This is a genomic window from Streptomyces sp. McG3 (assembly GCF_018619185.1).
Lineage (GTDB): Bacteria > Actinomycetota > Actinomycetes > Streptomycetales > Streptomycetaceae > Streptomyces.
Genome location: NZ_JAAXYC010000002.1, coordinates 34,511 through 51,635 on the forward strand (window position 1 = coordinate 34,511; position 17,125 = coordinate 51,635).

Genomic DNA, 17,125 nt, shown 5'->3' on the forward strand with positions numbered 1-17,125 from the left:
GGCGGATGGCGACGACAGGAATCAGGCGTCGCCGAGCGCTTCGGAGACCAGCGCCCTGGCCTCCTCCTGGACCTGGGCGAGGTGGCCGGGGCCCTGGAAGCTCTCCGCGTACACCTTGTAGACGTCCTCGGTGCCCGAGGGACGGGCGGCGAACCAGGCACTGTCGGTGCAGACCTTGAGGCCGCCGATCGGCGCTCCGTTGCCGGGCGCCTCGGTGAGCACGGCGGTGACGGGTTCTCCGGCCAGGGTGTCGGCCTTCACCTGCTGTGGGGAGAGCCGGGCCAGGACGGCCTTCTCCTCGCGGGTGGCCGGTGCGTCGACGCGGGCGTACGCCGGGTCGCCGAAGCGGTCGGTGAGCCGCGCGTAGTGCTGGGAGGGGGTGGAACCGGTGACGGCGGTGATCTCGGAGGCCAGGAGGGCCAGCAGGATGCCGTCCTTGTCCGTGGTCCAGACCCGGCCGTCGCGGCGCAGGAAGGAGGCCCCGGCGGACTCCTCGCCGCCGAAGCCGAGGCTGCCGTCGTAGAGGCCGTCGACGAACCACTTGAAGCCGACCGGGACCTCCACCAGGGTGCGGCCGAGGTCCTGGGCGACCCGGTCGATCATGGACGAGGAGACCAGGGTCTTGCCGATGCCGGTCCCGGCGCCCCAGCCGTCGCGGTGGGTGTACAGGTAGTCGATGGCGACGGCCAGGTAGTGGTTGGGGTTCATCAGGCCCCCGTCGGGGGTGACGATGCCGTGCCGGTCGGCGTCCGCGTCGTTGCCGGTGGAGATGGCGTACGCGTCGCGCTGGGCGATCAGCGAGGCCATGGCGTGCGGGGACGAGCAGTCCATGCGGATCCTGCCGTCCCAGTCCAGCGTCATGAACCGCCAGGTGGGGTCGGCGAGCGGGTTGACGACGGTGAGGTCGATCCGGTGGCGTTCCGCGATCCGCCCCCAGTAGGCGACGGACGCGCCGCCGAGGGGGTCGGCGCCGATGCGGATTCCCGCGTCCCGTACGGCGTCGAGGTCGAGGGCGGAGGGCAGGTCGTCGACGTACGCGGTCAGGAAGTCGTACCGGTGGGTGGTGTCGGCGGCCAGGGCCTGGGTGTACGGCATCCGGCGGACCACTCCGAGTCCGGCCTCGATCAGGGCGTTGGCCCGGTCCTGGATCCAGGAGGTGGCCTCGGAGGCGGCAGGCCCCCCGTTCGGCGGGTTGTACTTGAAGCCACCGTCGGCGGGCGGATTGTGCGAGGGGGTGGCCACGATGCCGTCGGCCAGGTGCCCGGTGCGGCCCCGGTTGTACGCGAGGATGGCGTGCGAGACGGCGGGGGTCGGGGTGTAGCCGTCCTCGCTGTCGATGAGGGCGGTGACCCCGTTGGCGGCGAGCACCTCCAGGGCGGTGACCCGGGCGGGTTCGGACAGCGCGTGGGTGTCCGCGCCGAGGAACAGGGGTCCGTCGGTGCCCTGGCGGTCGCGGTAGTCGCAGATCGCCTGGGTGGTCGCGGCGATGTGGTCCTCGTTGAACGCGGCGGCGAACGCGGAGCCGCGGTGGCCGGAGGTCCCGAAGGCCACCCGCTGCGCGGGCTCGGCGGGATCGGGGTGGAGGGCGTAATAGGCCGTCACCAGCCGTGCCACGTCGACCAGGTCTGCGGACTGCGCCGGGTGACCGGCCCGTTCGTGCACCATCGGGGCTCCTCGTACGTCTTCGTCGTCGGCCGGCCCGCGGGGGGACGGGCCCGGCGCACCGGGGAAACGATCACCCCGGTCCGTACCCGATTCTGCTCTCCCGGCCGCCCCGGCGCGCGACCGGTTCACGCCTTCCTCGTGTCGCTCCCCGGCCGGAGCGGCGCCGCGCCCCCGGTCCGGAGCGGACCGGGGGCGCGGACACGTACGGGCGGGGGCTCAACGGCCCTGGAGTGACCTCACGTTGTCGCCGAAGGTCCAGCCCCGGGAGCCGTCCCAGTTCAGGGACCAGGTCATCAGCCCCTTGAGGGAGCCGTTGTAGTGGTTCCAGGCCTGCGAGACGAGGCCGGTGGACATGTGGCCGCCGCCGGCGCCGGGCTGGGCGGGGAGGCCGGGGACCTGCTTGTCGTAGGGCACCTTGATGGTGGTGCCCTGGATGACCAGCCCCTTGTTGAGGCAGTCGGTCTGGGCGGTGAAGCCCGCGACAGTGCCCGCGGAGTAGGAGTCGCCGGAGCAGCCGTACATGCTGCCGTTGTAGTACTGCATGTTCAGCCACCACAGGCGGCCGTTGTCGGCGTACTTCTTGATGACGGGCAGGTACGAGCCCCAGATCGAGCCGTAGACGACGCTGCCGCCGGTGACGTACGCCGTCTCGGGGGCCATGGTGAGGCCGAAGTTCGGCGGCATCGCGGCGAGGACGCCGTCGATGATGCGGATGAGGTTGGACTGCGACGCGGACAGCTGGTTGATGTTGCCGCTGCCGACGAGGCCGGTCTCGATGTCGATGTCGATGCCGTCGAAGTTGTACTTCTTCAGGATCGGGACGATCGTCTGGACGAACCGGTCGGCCACCGCGCTGGAGCTGAGGTCGATCCCCGCCGCGGCTCCGCCGATCGACATGAGGGTGGTGAGGCCGGAGGCCTTGGCCTGACACATCTCGGCGGGAGTGGCGACCTTGACGGTGTTGTCCATGCCGTCCTCCCAGAGGACGGTGCCGTCGGAGCGGATGACGGGGAAGGCCGCGTTGATGACGTTGTAGCCGTGCTGGGTGATGCGGGAGTCGGTGATCGGGATCCAGCCGAGCGGCGGGTGCACGCCGTTGGCCGCCCCGTCCCAGTTCTCCCAGTACCCCTGGAGCACCTTGCCGGTGGGCTTCGACTTGACCGCGCAGGTCTCGGCGGCCGCGGTGTTCGTCTCCGCGGACTTCGGAGGCGCGGCTCCGACCAGCATCGGTACGACGAGTGCCGCGGCCAGGCCGAGGCCCAGCAGTCGTGATGTACGCCCCATGATCCGTATGTCCTTCCAGCCCGGGTCCGCCGCCGACGGGACGAAAGGTTCGCCCCGTCCCGCCCTATGTCGTGACCCTGCCAAACCGTAGAATGGTCCAGACCTTCGGTCAAGAGGTCTGGACCAGACTGCCCGTACCCGGTGAAGGGGGGAACCGTCCGCGCAGGCGGTGCGCGCCCCCGTCACCGGACCGGGTCAGGAGTAGCGCAGGGCGATGGTGTCGCCGACGCCGATCGTCTTGTTGCGGGCGGCCCCGGAGAAGGCCGAACCGTCCACGGACACCTTCCAGGTCGCCGAGCCGGCGTTGGCCCTGCCGTTGACGGAGGTGATGGTTCCGGTGCCGGAGGCGGGGACCACGGAGGTGACGCAGCCCGCCGGGGTGGACGCGCTCGTCGCGGCGGCCAGCACGTCGCCGAGGGTGGTGGTCGTGCCGGTCGGGGTGAACGCCACCGAGCAGACCTTCAGGGCGCCGGTGCCGTCGTCCACGGTGAGCGCCAGCTTCGTCGCCGTACCGGCGGTGAAGCCGCCCGCCGCGACCCACTTGGGCGCGCCCGCGGTGACCGGGGTGGGCGGCGCCGCGGTGAAGCCGCCGCCCGCGACGGCGCGCAGGGCGTCGAGGGAGGAGTAGGCGGACGGGGTGGTGTCGGAGGGCTGGTACTTGAAGCCGCCTCCCGGGGTGAACTGCTGGGCGATCAGGAAGTCGATCGGGGTTCTGCCGGCCGGGGTGAGGAAGTCGCCGGTCTGCGGGTTGATGCCGCAGGCGTTGAGCCCGGAGACGGCCCAGCCGTTGGAGCTGGTGTTGATGCCGTACATGGCGTTGAACGCGCCGGAGGTGTTGACCAGCTTGCTCTTGAGGAACGCCTTGGCCTGGAGGATGTCGGGGTCGGTGTTCGGGACGCCGGACACGCAGAGCGCGGCCATCGAGGCACCGGTCATGTCGACGTCGCCCGGCTTGTTCAGCTCGGTCGCGTTGCCCTCGGCCTTGGCGTAGGTCCAGCCGCCGTCGTTGTGCTGATTGGCTCGCAGGCGGGTGACGACCTTGTCGACGAGCGCCTGCGGGATCCGCTGGGCGCCCGTCTGGGTTCTGGCACCTCCCAGGGCGAGGGCGGCGAAGACGGTGCCGTTGTAGTTGGCGGACGGGCCGAAGTAGCCGGCTTCCGCGTTCTGCCAGTAGCCGTAGATGTCGGCGATCAGGTTGCGCGAGGCGGAGACCCGGGCGGGGTCGATCCCGGCGGCGTACGCGTTGAGCGTGCCGCGCTGGTAGTCGGTGACGACGGGGGTGGCGGAGGGCCAGCCGGGGGTGGCCAGGAGGTTGCGGTAGACGGTGCGGGCGTTCTTGGTGGCGTCGCCGCCCGGCGTCACGTCCACGGCGGCCGTACCGGCGGCGGCGAGCGCGCTGAACGCCCACTCGTTGGAGAGGCCGGAGCCGGCGTACGAACCGTCGGCCGCCTGGAGGGACTTGACGTACGTCACACCGTTGGTCTTCGAGGTGGCGATCTGGGCGGGGGTGGACGTCGCGGCGGCGGGGAGCGCCGTGAGGACGAACGCCCCGAGGGCGGCGGGCGCCACGAGGCCGAAGCGGCGGGACCTACGGGAGATACGAGAGTCGCTGGGCGTGCGGGATGTGACAGAACGGGGCATGTGCCTGCTCCTGGGATGAGGGGCGCACGGCACCACAGCGCCTCCCGGGCCGCGCGGGGCGGGGCAAGGGCAGGCCGGGGTGGCCGACGCCCGGACGCGTGGGTACGGCTTCTCCTGGGACAACCACCGTCTGGGCATTCGGGCTCGGGAACGGCCCCCAGCCGTCCCACACCGCTGCGCGTCAGCCCCGGATTCGCACCGGGTTCCCCCCTACGGCAGGCCAGGACGCTACCCGAGGCGGCACGGCCGCGCCAGGGACGGTCCGGGCGTGCGCCGGGACGATCGCGAAGGAGACACAGGCCACCTTGACGGTCTCTTCGAGAGCGTGTTCCAATCCGCCTGATACGCACTCAGCCCCAGGGGAAGCCGGTCGGAATCCGGCGCTGACCCGCAACCGTAGGCCCGCCACCGCGCGGGCGAGCCGGAATGCCTGGGGCCAGGAATTTCAGCGAGAAACGCCGTCGCGGACTACGGCGTGGTTCGAACAGCTCCCTGCGGGCGGCCCTTTCGTGGCCGTGTCCTGCCCGGGGAGCCGTCTGCCACGCGGGGCCCGCCCGGACGACACGAGGGGCCGTGGTGGGGACCGCACAGCAACAGGACCGGCGCGTGGGGAAGAAGAGACTTCTCCCGCTCATCACGGCCGCCGCGGTGACCTTCGCCGCGAGCGTGGCGTTCGTCACCGGCGCGGGACCGGCGGTCGCCGACCCCGTCGAGGAGTGCACGGCCACGAAGGGCGCGATCGTCGCGGTGGACTTCACACCGTTCGGCGGCGGTGTGGTACGCGGCTGCGACACCACCCCGGCCACCGGCTTCGAACTGCTCCGCGACGGCGGGTTCACCACCGAGGGCACCCAGCACGACGGCGACGGCTTCATCTGCCGGATCGGCAACGCTTCGTTCAACTCCGGTACGCGGTACCCGACTCCGGCAGCCGAGGACTGCGTGCTGACCCCGCAGGCCACCGCCTACTGGTCGTACTGGATCGCTTCGCCCGGCCAGAAGACCTGGTCCTACAGTCCGCTCGGCGCGATGAGCCGCACACCCGGGGCCGGCGACGTGGACGCGTGGGTGTTCGGCGGCACCGACATCGGCGGATCCACCGGCCGCCCCACCTTCACCCCCGACGAGGTCCGCGCGGGCGGCGGGGCGACGCCCGGTCCGACCGAGGGCCCGACCGACGGTCCGGGCGTTCCCGCCGGGGAGATCGACGTACCGGCCGCCGCCCGCTGGGTGAGCGGTCAACTGCGTGACGGCACGCACGTGGTGGACGAGGGGGCCGAGGCGCCGAACGACTTCCTCACCACCGAGGCCGCGTACGCGCTCGCGGCGGCGGGCGGCAAGGGCCCGGCGCTGGACAAGGTGACGGCCCACCTCGCCGGCCGGACCGCCGCCTACGCCTACCCGAACGGCACGGACGCGGCGCCCGACGCCCCGGCGGCCGCCCGGCTGGCGCTCATCGCGGAGATCACCGAGGGCGACCCGCGCGACTTCGGCGGGCACGACCTGCTCGGCGACCTCACGGAGCACGTGTGCCCGGCGGGCCCCGACGCGGGCAGCCCCACCCCAGGCTGCACGGCCAAGGGCGACTTCAACGGCGCGACGTACGCGGACGGGCAGGCGCTGGCCGTGCTGGCACTGCTGCGCGGCGGGGTCCGGCCGCCCGCCGGGACCGTGGACAGGCTGGCCCAACTGGTCTGCCAGGACGGCTCGGTGACCAGCATCCTCATCCGCCCCGGCGAGAACTGCGACGGCGATCCGATGACCACGGGGCTGGTCGCGATGGTGCTGAAGGAGGCGGGCGGGCAGGACGCCGTCGTCGCCGGGGCGCGGACGTATCTGAAGAAGGCGCAGCTGGACTCCGGCGCGTTCCCGCCGGCCAACGGGGCGACCACCGGCTCCGTGGCCCCCACCGCGTACGCGGCCCAGGCGCTGCGCGCGCTCGGTGACGGCGGCGCGGCGGACGCGGCCGTCGCCTGGCTGTCGCGGGAGCAACTGGACGGCGGCGGCTTCGGGTTCGGCGAGGGCGCCACCGACCCCGCGCTGTACGCGACCGGCCCCGCCGTGCTGGCGGGGGCGGGCGTCGACCTGGTCACCCTGGTCGCGAAGGCCCCCGAGCCCACGGACCCGCCGACCACTCCCCCGGCGACCGGCGGCCCCACCCCGCGGCCGACGACCCGCCCGCCGGGGATCGGACCGGACCTGAAGAAGGGCATCGCCTACCTCACCCGCCCGTCCCATCTCCATCAGGGGCGCTACTACCAGGGCGACGAGAAGACGGGACGCGCCGATTTCGGCCTGACCATCGACGGTGCGTTCGCGCTGGCGGCGACCGGGCACGACGACAACGCGCTGCGCACGATCGTGGACTTCCTGGAACAGGGCGGCAAGGACGGCGAGGGCCGGACCCTGGACGACTGGACCGGGCTGGGCGGCAGTCACGCGCTCGGCGGATCGATGGGCAAGGCGGCCGTCCTCGCCCAGGTCGTCGAACGCGATCCGCGGGACTTCGGCGGCCGGGACCTGATCGCCGGCCTGGCCGACGCGGTCTGCGCGAAGCCGAGCACCGCCCCGGACCGCAGCTGCCCGGCCGCGGGCGCCTACACCTACGCACCGTCCGTCTTCGCCCACTCCCTCGGGATCCTGGCGCAGGTGCGCGCGGGCGAGGAGAAGGCGGCCGAGGCCCCGATCGCGTACCTCGCGGGGCTCCAGCACGCCTCCGGGGCCTGGCCGAGCCTGATCCCGGCGACGGGCGACTCGGAGGTGGACTCGACGGCGATGGCCGCGATGACGCTGGACCTGGTCCCGGGCGACGCGCACGCCGCCGCCGTGGACAAGGCGCTGGCCTGGCTGGCTTCCCGGCAGCTGGCGGACGGCGGCTTCCCCGGAGCGTCCGGCAACTCGGTCAACTCCGCGGGGCTCGCCGTGCAGGGCCTCTCCCTGGACGCGGAGAAGTACGACGCCCAGATCACGAGGGCGCTGAGGTTCCTCGCATCGCAGCAGAACGAGGACGGCGGGTTCAACGTCGCGAAGGAGGGTCAGCGGGGCTCGGACATCCGCGCCTCGGCGCAGGCCGTCGGCGGGTCCACCGGCATCTCCTTCGGCACCCTGACCCGCGACCTGGAGGGCACCACCCCGAACCCGGTGCCGACCTCGTCCGCCCCGGTGATCGTCACTCCTGGGGACAGCGCGGGCGGCGGCGTCGTGCACGCCGACGGTCCCGGCGGCGGGGGCGCCCTCGCGTCGACCGGTGCCCAGGCGCTCGGCCTGGCGGCGGCCGCCGCGGTGCTGGTCCTGGTGGGCCGGGGCACGGTCGTCGCCGCCCGGAACCGGCGTGCGGCGGCAGCGGGTGGTCAGCGGTGAACCCGCGCCTCCTTCGCGGCGCCGCCCGGGCCCTGGGGGCCCTCGGACTGGCCGGCGCGGCGCTGCTGGCCCCCACCGGGCAGGCGTCCGCGGCCCCGCAGCCGATCGGCCGGTGCACCACCTCTTCGGGCGTGGTGCTGGCCGTGGACTTCAGCCACTGGGGCGGCCCCGTCTACCGGTCCTGCGGTACGACGCCGACCACCGGCTACGAGCTGCTCAACCAGGGCGGCTGGCGGACCACCGGCACCGGGCACGACGGGCCGGCGTTCATCTGCCGGATCGGCTACAGCGGACACCAGGGCGGCAAGCAGTACCCGACGTCCCAGCAGGAGGACTGCGTCCTCACCCCGCCGGCCTCGGCCTACTGGTCGTACTGGCACGCCGACCCCGGGGAGAACACCTGGGAGTACAGCCAGCTCGGCGCGATGAGCTACCGGCCCCGGCCGGGCAGCGTGGACCTGTGGATCTTCGGCGGGACGAACATCGAGGGCACGAAGGGCCGCCCGACCGTCACCCCGAACCAGTTGCGCGCCCATAACTCCCGCCCCACGGGCGGCGATCCGGCACCGGAGCCGAGGCCCGATCCCGTACGGACGACGCAGCGGCCGGCGGGCGGCGGCCAGGTTCCGCCTCCGTCGGCCGCCGCACCGGAGGTCTCGGAGTCCGCGTCGCCCTCCGCTTCCGCGAGCGGGTCCCCGTCCGCCTCCTCCACTCCCTCCCCCAGTGCGTCCGCTTCGACGACGGGGCCGGCGGCGGCTGCGCCGGAGAAGCCGGCGAAGGTGGTGGACGCCGCCCCGGCGGCCGACGTGGAGCACGACTCCGGGTCCGTCGTGCCGGTGGCGGCGACGGCCGGCCTCGTGGTGGTCATCGGCGGCGCGGCCCTCTTCGCCGCGAAACGCCGCCGCCGTGAGCAGTAGTCACCGCGTGGCCCGGGCGGCGTCTGAGCCGGGCACGCCGGTGTCCGCCCCCGGGCCGGACACCGGCGGCCGGCGGCTGCCGCGCACCCTGCACCCGGTCGCCTGGTGGATCTGGGCGCTCGCCCTGGCCACGGCGGTCAGCCGGACCAACAACCCGCTGCTGCTCTTCCTGGTCCTCGCGGTGCTCGGCTACGTCGTCACCACACGCCGCACCGAGGCCCCGTGGGCGCGGGGCTTCACGTACTACCTCTACCTGGCGCTGGTGGTGGTGGCGATCCGGGTGATCTTCCGGGCGGTCTTCGCCACCGGAATCCGGCCGACCGACCACTACCTCTTCTCCCTGCCGCACATCCCGACACCCGACTGGTACGCGGGCATCCAGCTCGGCGGCCCGGTCTCGCTGGAGGCGCTGCTGTCGGCCGCGACGGACGGACTGCGCCTCGCCTGCATGCTGTGCTGCATCGGCGCGGCGAACACCCTCGCCAATCCGAAGCGGGCGCTGCGCGTCCTGCCGGGCGCGCTCTACGAACTGGGTGTCGCCGTGACCGTGTCGATCAGCGTCGCCCCCCAACTGGTGCAGAGCGTGCAGCGGGTGGCCCGCGCCCGCCGGCTGCGGGCGGGCCGCAACAAGGGGCTGCGAGCGCTGAGGGGGATCGTGGTCCCGGTGCTGGAGGACGCGCTGGAGCGGTCGCTCCGGCTGGCCGCGGCGATGGACTCGCGCGGCTACGGCCGGGCCGGGTCGGCGACGCGCGGCTCGCGCCGGCTGACCGGGGCGCTGATGCTGCTGGGCATGTGCGGGCTGTGTGCCGGGGCGTACGGCCTCCTCGACGCGACCGCTCCCACGCTGCTGGGGCTGCCCGCCCTGGCGGCCGGCTCGGTGCTCTGCCTGGCCGGGCTGCGGCTGGGCGGGCGCCGGGTGACGCGGACGACGTACCGGCCGGATCCGTGGCGGTTCGCGGAGTCGGCGGTGGCGTCCTGCGGAGTGGTCTCCGCCGTGCTGCTGTTCGTCAACGTCGGCTACGACCCGGCCGAACTGAACCCGTCCATCTATCCGCTGAGCTGGCCGACGCTGCCGCTCGTCCCGGCCGCCGCGATCCTGCTCGCGGGCGCGGCCGGGTTCCTGGCGCCGCCGCCCGATCCGCCCACTCCGCACATCCCCGCGCAGCGCACCGAGGAAGCCGCATGATCACCTTCGACCAGGTGTCCGTCGTGTACGACGGCGCCGACGAGCCGGTCCTGCGGGACGTGAACCTGAAGGTCGACGAGGGCGAACTGTGCCTCGTGGTGGGGCATACGGGAGTCGGCAAGTCGACCCTGCTGGGCGCGGTCAACGGGCTCGTCCCGCACTTCACCGGCGGCACGCTGTACGGCACGGTCATGGTCGACGGCCGCGACACCGCCGACCACCCGCCGCGCGAACTCGCCGATGTCGTGGGCGTGGTGGGCCAGGATCCGCTGGACGGGTTCGTCACGGACACGGTCGAGGAGGAACTCGCCTACTCGATGGAGCAGTTGGCCATCGCGCCGGCCGTCATGCGTAAGCGCGTCGAGGAGACGCTCGACCTGCTGGGGCTCGCGGATCTGCGCCACCGGGCGCTGCACGAGCTCTCCGGGGGGCAGCAGCAGCGTGTCGCGATCGGCTCCGTGCTCACCGCCCACCCACGGGTCCTGGTGCTGGACGAGCCGACGTCCGCGCTCGATCCGACGGCGGCCGAGGAGGTACTGGCCGCGGTGACCCGGCTGGTCCACGACCTGGGGGTGACGGTGCTGCTGGCCGAGCACCGGCTGGAGCGGGTGGTGCAGTACGCCGACCGCGTCATCCAGTTGCCGGGGGACGGCCGGGTGGTGTCGGGGCCGCCGGCGGAGATCTTCACGTCGTCGTCGATCGCCCCGCCCATCGTCGAGCTGGGCCGGGCGGCGGGCTGGTCGCCCCTGCCCCTGTCCGTACGCGATGCCCGCCGGGCCGCCCGACCGCTGCGTACGGCGCTGGAGGGCACGGCACCCCCGCCGGTGCGCGCCGCCCCCGGCCCTCCGGGCGCGGAACTGCTCAGGGCCCGGGGGATCACGGTCGCGTACCGGGGCGCCCCGGCGGTCCGCGATGTGGACCTCGACCTGCGGGCCGGGGAGGTGACGGCGCTGATGGGCCGCAACGGCTCGGGCAAGTCGTCGCTGCTGTGGGCGCTCCAGGGATCGGGGCACCGTACGTCCGGAACGGTGCGGGTCGGCCGGGGCGGGCCCGCTGGACCGGGCCCGGCGCGCACGGACGGGAGCGGGCCCGGCGCTCCGGGTCCGGTACGCCGGGGCCGGGGCGGGTCCGGGCCATCGGGGCGGGGCCGTCCGGCGGAGGGCGGCGATCCGAAGAGCCTGTCCGCCGCGGAGGCCCGGCGGCTGGTCGGACTCGTACCGCAGACCCCGACCGACCTGCTGTATCTGGAGAGCGTCGAGCAGGAGCTCGACCAGGCCGACGCCGAGTCCCGGGCGGAAGGAGCCGGGCATCCCGCCCGGACGATCCTGGACCGCCTGGCCCCGGGCATCGACGGTGCGACGCATCCACGCGACCTCTCCGAGGGCCAGAAGCTGGCGCTGGTCCTCGCGATCCAGCTGACGGCCGCGCCCCGGGTCCTGCTGCTGGACGAGCCGACGCGCGGTCTCGACTACCGCGCGAAGACCCAGTTGATCGCCATGGTCGACGAACTGGCGGCCGAGGGACGGTCGGTGGTCGTCTCCACCCATGACGTCGAGTTCGCCGCGCGGGCCGCGGACCGGGTCGTGGTGCTGGCCGAGGGCGACATCGTCGCCGACGGGACGACCGGCGAAGTGATCGTCGCCTCCCCCGTCTTCGCCCCGCAGGTGGCGAAGATCCTGTCGCCGCTCCCGTACCTGACGGTGGACCAGGTGACGGCGGTGCTCCCGCACGAGGAGGCGGGTGCGTGAAGGACCTCGGAGACCTCACCGACCGCTCCGCCGGGGCCATCCGCATCGCGCCGCGCGCCGGGATCGTGATCGCCATGGCGGCCTTCCTCGGCCTCGTCGCCTTCTTCTGGCCGTTCGTCGTCGCCCCCGGCAGGCTGGGAGCGAACTACGCGCCGCCGCTGATCTTCGGCGTGCTGCTGATCCTCGTGCTGTGCGTGGTGATCTCCGAGATCGCCGAGGGCGGCATCAACTCCAAGGCCCTGGCGATGCTCGGGGTGCTCTCCGCCGTGAACGCGGCGCTGCGCCCGCTCGGTGCGGGGACGGCGGGCATCGAGACGGTCTTCTTCGTTCTCGTCCTGGCGGGCCGCGTGTACGGTCCTGGCTTCGGCTTCACCCTGGGGTGCACCTCGCTGTTCGCGTCCGCGCTGATCACCGGCGGGGTCGGCCCGTGGATGCCGTACCAGATGTTCGGCTGCGCCTTCGTCGGCATGCTGGCGGGCATGCTGCCCCGGGCCACGGGACGCCTGGAGGTCATGATGCTCGCGGTCTACGGATCGCTCTCCGGCTATCTCTTCGGCTTTCTGCTGAACCTGTCCTTCTGGCCGTTCTCGGTGGACCCGAACAGCTCCATCGCCTACCTTCCGGGTCTCCCCTTCACCGAACAGTGGCAGCGCTACCTGGCGTTCGACGTCGCCACCTCCCTCGGCTGGGACACCGGACGCGCGGTCACGAACTTCGTCCTCGTCACGCTGGCGGGCCCCGCGGTGCTCACCACCTTCCGCCGGGCGGCCCGGAAGGCCCGCTTCCGGGCCCCGGTCCGCTTCGCTTCCCGGAAACCCGGTGGCGGGGCTCCGGCGGGGATAGATTCGGGGCCGCAGGGACCGTGATCGTTTCCGGGGGGAAGAACCATGGACTGGGGCACGCTCGTCGCGACGGTGAGCGGCGGTTTCATCGCCATATCGGGCACCGTGCTGGCCGACCGCCTGCGCCGGCGCCATGAGAGGGACCGCGGGGCGGAGGAGCGGCGGCGCGCCGTGTACATCGAGTTCATCGCCGCCGTCGGGAGATGCCACACCCGGCTGCGCGGCATAGCCCAGGCGCAGGATCCGGCCGTCGACCCGGACCTGGCCGCCCGTGCGGCCCTCGACGAAGCGGCCGTCCACGAGGTCCGCGAGCGGTTCTTCATCGACGCCTCCGCCGACGTGGCCGGCGCCGGACAGGCGATGTTCCAGCAGTTGCGTGCCGTCCAGCGCGTCGTGGGCACGGGCGCCACGCACACCTCGTCGGCCTTCCACGACGCCTACCACCCCTACCTCGACAGAGTGTGGGCCTACCGGGTGGCGGTGCGCGGCGAACTGAAGGACCGGACGTTCTCGCCCGCGTCCTTCGGGTGGGACGCCTGGGACGGCAAGGAACGGTGCCCGGTGTGCCGGGGGGAGCTCACCACGGGAGCGTGACCCGGTGCCGTCACCTGGCATCCGGTTCCTGGCGGGGCGCCGTGCGGACGCCGTCGTGGATCGAATGGGCCATGATCACGGGTCCGTTGTAGGTTCCGTCGTTGATGGTGTTGTGGTTGATCGAGACGGTGGTTCCGGCGGGCTGCCCGGGCGCCAGCTCGTCGAGCAGGCCGCGCAGCTCCTCCGCGGCCCCGGGATTGTCGCGCAGGGCCCGGCGGAGCCTGATCCGCCACTCGGCGGCGACGTCCGAGGCACCGTCCTCGTCGCCGTCGCGGCGTGCCGCGATCAGTTCCTCGCGGGACTCCTCCAGCTCCGCGTCGATCACGTCGACGTCCTCGCCCCGCGCCAGGAACCGGGCCACCCGCCCGCGCGCCTGCGTCCAGGCCTCCGTCACCATCAGTCCCACGAAGGCCGTCGCCCCCGATGCCGCCAGTGCCGTCAACTCGGCTTCCACCGGACCCCCCTCTGCCTCACCTGTCGTGCCGTTCCGGACGTACTGCCCGTCGCTGGTGCAACCGTAGAGAGCGAACCGCCCCCGCGGAAGCGGAATCATGGGCACGGCACGGGGCGTTTCCGGCCGGTCCGGCCGGTCCGTGCGGGGGCCCGGATGCGCCGCCCGTCGTGCGGGGCGGTCCGGGGCCGTCCGGGGCTGTTTCCGCTCGGGACCGGCGTTCGCGCAACCATGCCGGCGCCGGATGCGTGATGATGGATGAGGGACCACGACACGACGGCGTTGCGCCGACGCCGCCGGCCGACGCCCCGGAAGGGCGGTCGCCATGTCCGCAGCCGGAATCAGGACCTCGGCCGCAGCGCTGTTCACCGCGCTCGTGCTGTCCGTCACGGCCGCGTGCACGGGCGGGGACGGTTCCGCACCCTCGCCCCGCAGCAGCTCTCCCTCCGGGCCGGGCCGGGCCGCCGTACTCGCCGTGAAGATCGACAATGTGGCGCCCGCACGCCCCCACACCGGTCTGGAGCGGGCCGACATCGTCTACGTCGAGCAGGTGGAGGCCGGCCTGAGCCGGATCCTCGCCGTGTACTCCTCCGCCCTGCCGCCGGTCATCGGCCCGGTGCGCAGTGCGCGGGAGACCGATCTTGAGCTGCTGCGGCAGTTCGACCGGCCGACGCTGGCCTTCTCGGGGGCCCAGAGCAGGCTGCTGCCGGTCATCGACCGCGCGCCGCTGGACCCCGTGCCGCCCTCCAAGGCGCCGGGGGCGTACTTCCGGGGTCCGGACCGGCCCGCGCCGCACAATCTCTATCTGCGGCCGCAGCGGATCCCGTTCGAGGCCTCCGGGGTGAACGCCGTCGGGGAGCTGGGGCTGGAGACCGGCGCGCCACCTCCCGGCGGGGAGCGGGAGGACAGCCGCACGGTTCGCTATCCGTCCGCCTCCGTGACGTTCACCTGGTCCGCCGGACGCGAGCGGTGGCTCGTCTCCCTGGACGGCTCCCCCGCCCGCACCACCGAGGGCGACCGGCTCGGGGCCGGGACGGTCGTCGTCCAGGACGTGACCGTACGGCCGTCGGACTTCCGCGACCGGTCCGGGAACACCAGCCCGTTCACCGAGACCGTGGGCTCGGGAGACGCGGTCGTCCTGCGGGACGGCCGGGCGTACGAAACCCGATGGACGCGGAGCGCGGCCGACGCGGACACCGTGTACACCACCCCCGACGGACAGCGCGTCGATCTCGCCGAAGGGCCGCTGTGGATCCTGTACGCGCCGCGCGGGGGCGCCTGAGCGACGGATCGCCGCAGCGCCCGCAGGGGCGTCCGGCCGGCGGGGTCGGCCCCACCACCCGGACGCCCGGGGTGCACGTTCTCTACTGCCAGACCTTGATGTAGTCGACGCTCATCTTCTGCGGGAAGCGCGTGGTGGCGTCGGGCGGGCCGGGCCAGTCACCGCCGACCGCGTTGTTGAGGATGAGGAAGAAGTCGTGGTCGAACACCCAGGGTCCGCGGGTGCGCTCCAGCTCCTCCTTGTCGACCGTGTGCGTGACCTGGCCGTCGACCCGGAACGTCATGCCCTTGCTGTCCCAGTCCACGGCGAAGGTGTGGAAGTCGTCGGCGAAGTCCGCTCCCCCGGGAAGTGAGTAGGGCGCTCCGTAACCGGCCGCACCGTGGTACGCGGGGGCGTGCAGCGTCGAGTACGTGGTGTTCGGCTCCTTGCCGACGTGCTCCATGATGTCGATCTCGCCCGTGTAGGGCCATGGGCGGCCCTTGTCGAAGTAGTCCGCGCCCAGCATCCAGAACGCGGGCCACAGACCCTGCGTACCGGAGACCTTGACGCGCGCCTCGACCCGGCCGTAGGTGAACTGGAACGTGCCGTAGGTGTTGAGCCGCGCGGAGGTGTACTGGCACGTGGTGCTGCCGCTCAGCGGGTCGGGCGGGCAGGCGGAGCCGGGCGTCGGTTCGCGGCGGGCCTCCAGCACGAGGCTGCCGTTGCCGTCCTGGGCGGCGTTCTTGTTCTCGGTGTAGTACTCCAGCTCGTTGTTGGGGCCCGGGCCCGTCTCGGGGACCCACTTCGCGGGGTCGGGCGTCGCGCCCGCGGGGCCGTTGAACTCGTCGCTGAAGACCAGTCGGTCGTACGTGGGGTCCGCGGGCAGCGGCGGTGCGGGGATCGGGGCTCCCCCGGTGCCCCAGACCTGGAACTCCCAGAGCGAGTAGCCGTATTCACCGCTGCGCTGGGTGGCGTTCAGGCGTACGTGCCGGCCGGTGCCGCTGACGTCGAGCGTCTCCTTGAAGCCCGCGCCCGACGTCGTCTCGTGGATCGTCGTCCAGTCGGTCCCGTTGTCGGAGACCTCGATCCGGTAGGCCCTGGCGTGGGCAGGGTCCCACTGGAGGACGACCCGGCTGATCTCGGCGCGGGCGCCGAGATCGACCGCGATCCACCCCGGGTCGGTCCAGCCGCCCTCGGGGCTGGTGGCCCAGCGGCTGGCGGGGTCGCGATCGAACGCCTTGTCCGGGGAGCACTCCCAGCAGGTGCCGTCGTGCTGGGAGGTCGAGGCGGAGCCGGTCCTGCCGTAGGAGAGCAGGACGTCGTCGCCGGGGGCGGTGCCGTCGGTGGTGGAGTAGACCTGGAACTCGTGGAGGGAGTAGCCCCAGGCGGTGGCGCGCTCGGTGCCGTGCATCCGGATGTAACGGCCGGTTCCGGAGACCGTCAGCGTCTCGACGCCGCCGGCCCCCGTCGTGGTGGAGTGGATCGAGGTCCACTCCCGGCCGTCGCCGGAGACCTCGATGCGATAGCCCTTGGCGTACGCGGCCTCCCAGTCGAGGACGACCCGCCCGATCGAGGTGCTCGCGCCCAGGTCGATGCGGAGCCACTCGTCGTCGCCGAAGGCGCTGGACCAGCGGGTGGCGGTGTCGCCGTCCACGGCGGCTGCCGCACCGAAGGGGCCTTCGGTGCTGGAGGCGGTGGCCGGCTTTCCCTGGGAGACGAGAACGGCCGCGGCGGCGGCACGTTCCGGGGCCACGGCCACCGAGAGGGTGAACAGGAGGGCCACGACGGCCATGACCGCCAGGGCGCCGCGCGACCGTGGTGTTCCACGGGCTTCCATGCGAACTCCTTGTGCTGTGAGGGGATGAGGCCGAGAGAGCGCTCCCCCGCAGTGGGGAGACTGGCGGGCCCCCGTTGAACCGTCAAGCCTTACGGCGGAGTTGGTTTCGAGCGGCCGGTGGCGGACCTCCGATCCGCCACCCCGATGCCGACCAACTGGCTTTGTGCTTTCAGGAGATGAAACATCGGGCGGCCCGGCCACCCCACTACGGCCTTCCTGTGCACAACTCTTGACGTGACGGAAACGCGGGAGAATCATTCGGCTACCGAGAGAGCGCTCTCTCCTCTTCGTGGGAGTGACGCCCGCACCTGTTGCCTCCCCACCCACCCGATCTTTCAG

Annotated in this window: 12 protein-coding genes and 2 riboswitches; of the genes, 7 read left to right on the forward strand and 5 right to left on the reverse strand. The window is 73.0% G+C overall.

All coding sequences use genetic code 11. The features are described from left to right. Positions 1–21: 21 nt before the first annotated feature. From pgm to HET64_RS00580, 3 genes are all read right to left on the reverse strand, one after another. The gene (gene pgm / locus HET64_RS00570; RefSeq protein WP_215101028.1) at positions 22–1,665 is read right to left on the reverse strand and encodes a phosphoglucomutase (alpha-D-glucose-1,6-bisphosphate-dependent); all 1,644 of its coding nucleotides are present in this window, start codon (positions 1,663–1,665) and stop codon (positions 22–24) included. A 216-nt stretch (positions 1,666–1,881) separates the two neighbouring features. After that, on the reverse strand, positions 1,882–2,949 hold the full coding sequence (locus HET64_RS00575; protein ID WP_215101030.1) for a chitinase: 1,068 nt from the start codon (positions 2,947–2,949) through the stop codon (positions 1,882–1,884). A 195-nt stretch (positions 2,950–3,144) separates the two neighbouring features. Then, positions 3,145–4,590 carry a hypothetical protein gene (locus HET64_RS00580; protein ID WP_215101032.1) on the reverse strand — a complete coding sequence of 482 codons (1,446 nt, stop codon included), beginning with the start codon at positions 4,588–4,590 and terminating at the stop codon, positions 3,145–3,147. Between the two features lie 132 nt (positions 4,591–4,722). Continuing rightward, positions 4,723–4,799, reverse strand: a riboswitch (cobalamin riboswitch). 149 nt (positions 4,800–4,948) lie between these two features. Continuing rightward, a riboswitch (cobalamin riboswitch) is annotated at positions 4,949–5,022 on the forward strand. A 144-nt stretch (positions 5,023–5,166) separates the two neighbouring features. Between HET64_RS00580 and HET64_RS00585 the strand changes: the two genes are divergently transcribed. The 6 genes from HET64_RS00585 to HET64_RS00610 all read left to right on the forward strand — a co-directional run bounded on the left by HET64_RS00585 (position 5,167) and on the right by HET64_RS00610 (position 13,237). Then, complete coding sequence (locus HET64_RS00585) at positions 5,167–7,950, forward strand: prenyltransferase/squalene oxidase repeat-containing protein (protein WP_215101034.1); 2,784 nt, start codon at positions 5,167–5,169, stop codon at positions 7,948–7,950. Beyond that, complete coding sequence (locus tag HET64_RS00590; RefSeq protein WP_215101036.1) at positions 7,947–8,867, forward strand: hypothetical protein; 921 nt, start codon at positions 7,947–7,949, stop codon at positions 8,865–8,867. Before HET64_RS00585 ends, HET64_RS00590 begins: the two co-directional genes overlap by 4 nt. Next, positions 8,857–10,053, forward strand: coding sequence for an energy-coupling factor transporter transmembrane component T (locus tag HET64_RS00595; RefSeq protein WP_374105522.1), 1,197 nt, complete (start codon positions 8,857–8,859; stop codon positions 10,051–10,053). Before HET64_RS00590 ends, HET64_RS00595 begins: the two co-directional genes overlap by 11 nt. Continuing rightward, a complete protein-coding gene (locus HET64_RS00600) occupies positions 10,050–11,801 on the forward strand; it encodes an ABC transporter ATP-binding protein (RefSeq protein ID WP_215101038.1) in 1,752 nt (583 codons plus the stop codon). The genes HET64_RS00595 and HET64_RS00600 overlap by 4 nt, the downstream gene beginning before the upstream one ends. A 74-nt stretch (positions 11,802–11,875) precedes the next feature. Further along, on the forward strand, positions 11,876–12,667 hold the full coding sequence (locus HET64_RS00605) for an ECF transporter S component (protein WP_251144579.1): 792 nt from the start codon (positions 11,876–11,878) through the stop codon (positions 12,665–12,667). A gap of 21 nt (positions 12,668–12,688) precedes the next feature. After that, the gene (locus HET64_RS00610; protein WP_215101042.1) at positions 12,689–13,237 is read left to right on the forward strand and encodes a CchlQ; all 549 of its coding nucleotides are present in this window, start codon (positions 12,689–12,691) and stop codon (positions 13,235–13,237) included. A 10-nt stretch (positions 13,238–13,247) separates the two neighbouring features. On the opposite strand, the gene HET64_RS00615 is transcribed toward HET64_RS00610, so the two are convergent. Continuing rightward, complete coding sequence (locus HET64_RS00615) at positions 13,248–13,691, reverse strand: hypothetical protein (protein ID WP_215101044.1); 444 nt, start codon at positions 13,689–13,691, stop codon at positions 13,248–13,250. A gap of 322 nt (positions 13,692–14,013) precedes the next feature. Between HET64_RS00615 and HET64_RS00620 the strand changes: the two genes are divergently transcribed. Beyond that, positions 14,014–14,970 (forward strand): DUF3048 domain-containing protein, encoded by a 957-nt coding sequence (locus HET64_RS00620; RefSeq protein ID WP_215101046.1) that lies wholly within the window; start codon positions 14,014–14,016, stop codon positions 14,968–14,970. 82 nt (positions 14,971–15,052) lie between these two features. Here HET64_RS00620 and HET64_RS00625 read toward each other — a convergent pair whose 3' ends face one another. After that, positions 15,053–16,786: a discoidin domain-containing protein gene (locus tag HET64_RS00625; RefSeq protein ID WP_215101048.1), complete on the reverse strand. Its 1,734-nt coding sequence runs from the start codon at positions 16,784–16,786 to the stop codon at positions 15,053–15,055. Positions 16,787–17,125: the final 339 nt, after the last annotated feature.

Coding starts and splice junctions, on each gene's coding strand:
- pgm (WP_215101028.1), bottom strand. CDS start 1,665: ATGGTGCACGAACGGGCCGGTCACCCGGCGCAGTCCGCAGACCTGGTC.
- HET64_RS00575 (WP_215101030.1), bottom strand. CDS start 2,949: ATGGGGCGTACATCACGACTGCTGGGCCTCGGCCTGGCCGCGGCACTC.
- HET64_RS00580 (WP_215101032.1), bottom strand. CDS start 4,590: ATGCCCCGTTCTGTCACATCCCGCACGCCCAGCGACTCTCGTATCTCC.
- HET64_RS00600 (WP_215101038.1), top strand. CDS start 10,050: ATGATCACCTTCGACCAGGTGTCCGTCGTGTACGACGGCGCCGACGAG.
- HET64_RS00605 (WP_251144579.1), top strand. CDS start 11,876: ATGGCGGCCTTCCTCGGCCTCGTCGCCTTCTTCTGGCCGTTCGTCGTC.
- HET64_RS00610 (WP_215101042.1), top strand. CDS start 12,689: ATGGACTGGGGCACGCTCGTCGCGACGGTGAGCGGCGGTTTCATCGCC.
- HET64_RS00620 (WP_215101046.1), top strand. CDS start 14,014: ATGTCCGCAGCCGGAATCAGGACCTCGGCCGCAGCGCTGTTCACCGCG.
- HET64_RS00625 (WP_215101048.1), bottom strand. CDS start 16,786: ATGGAAGCCCGTGGAACACCACGGTCGCGCGGCGCCCTGGCGGTCATG.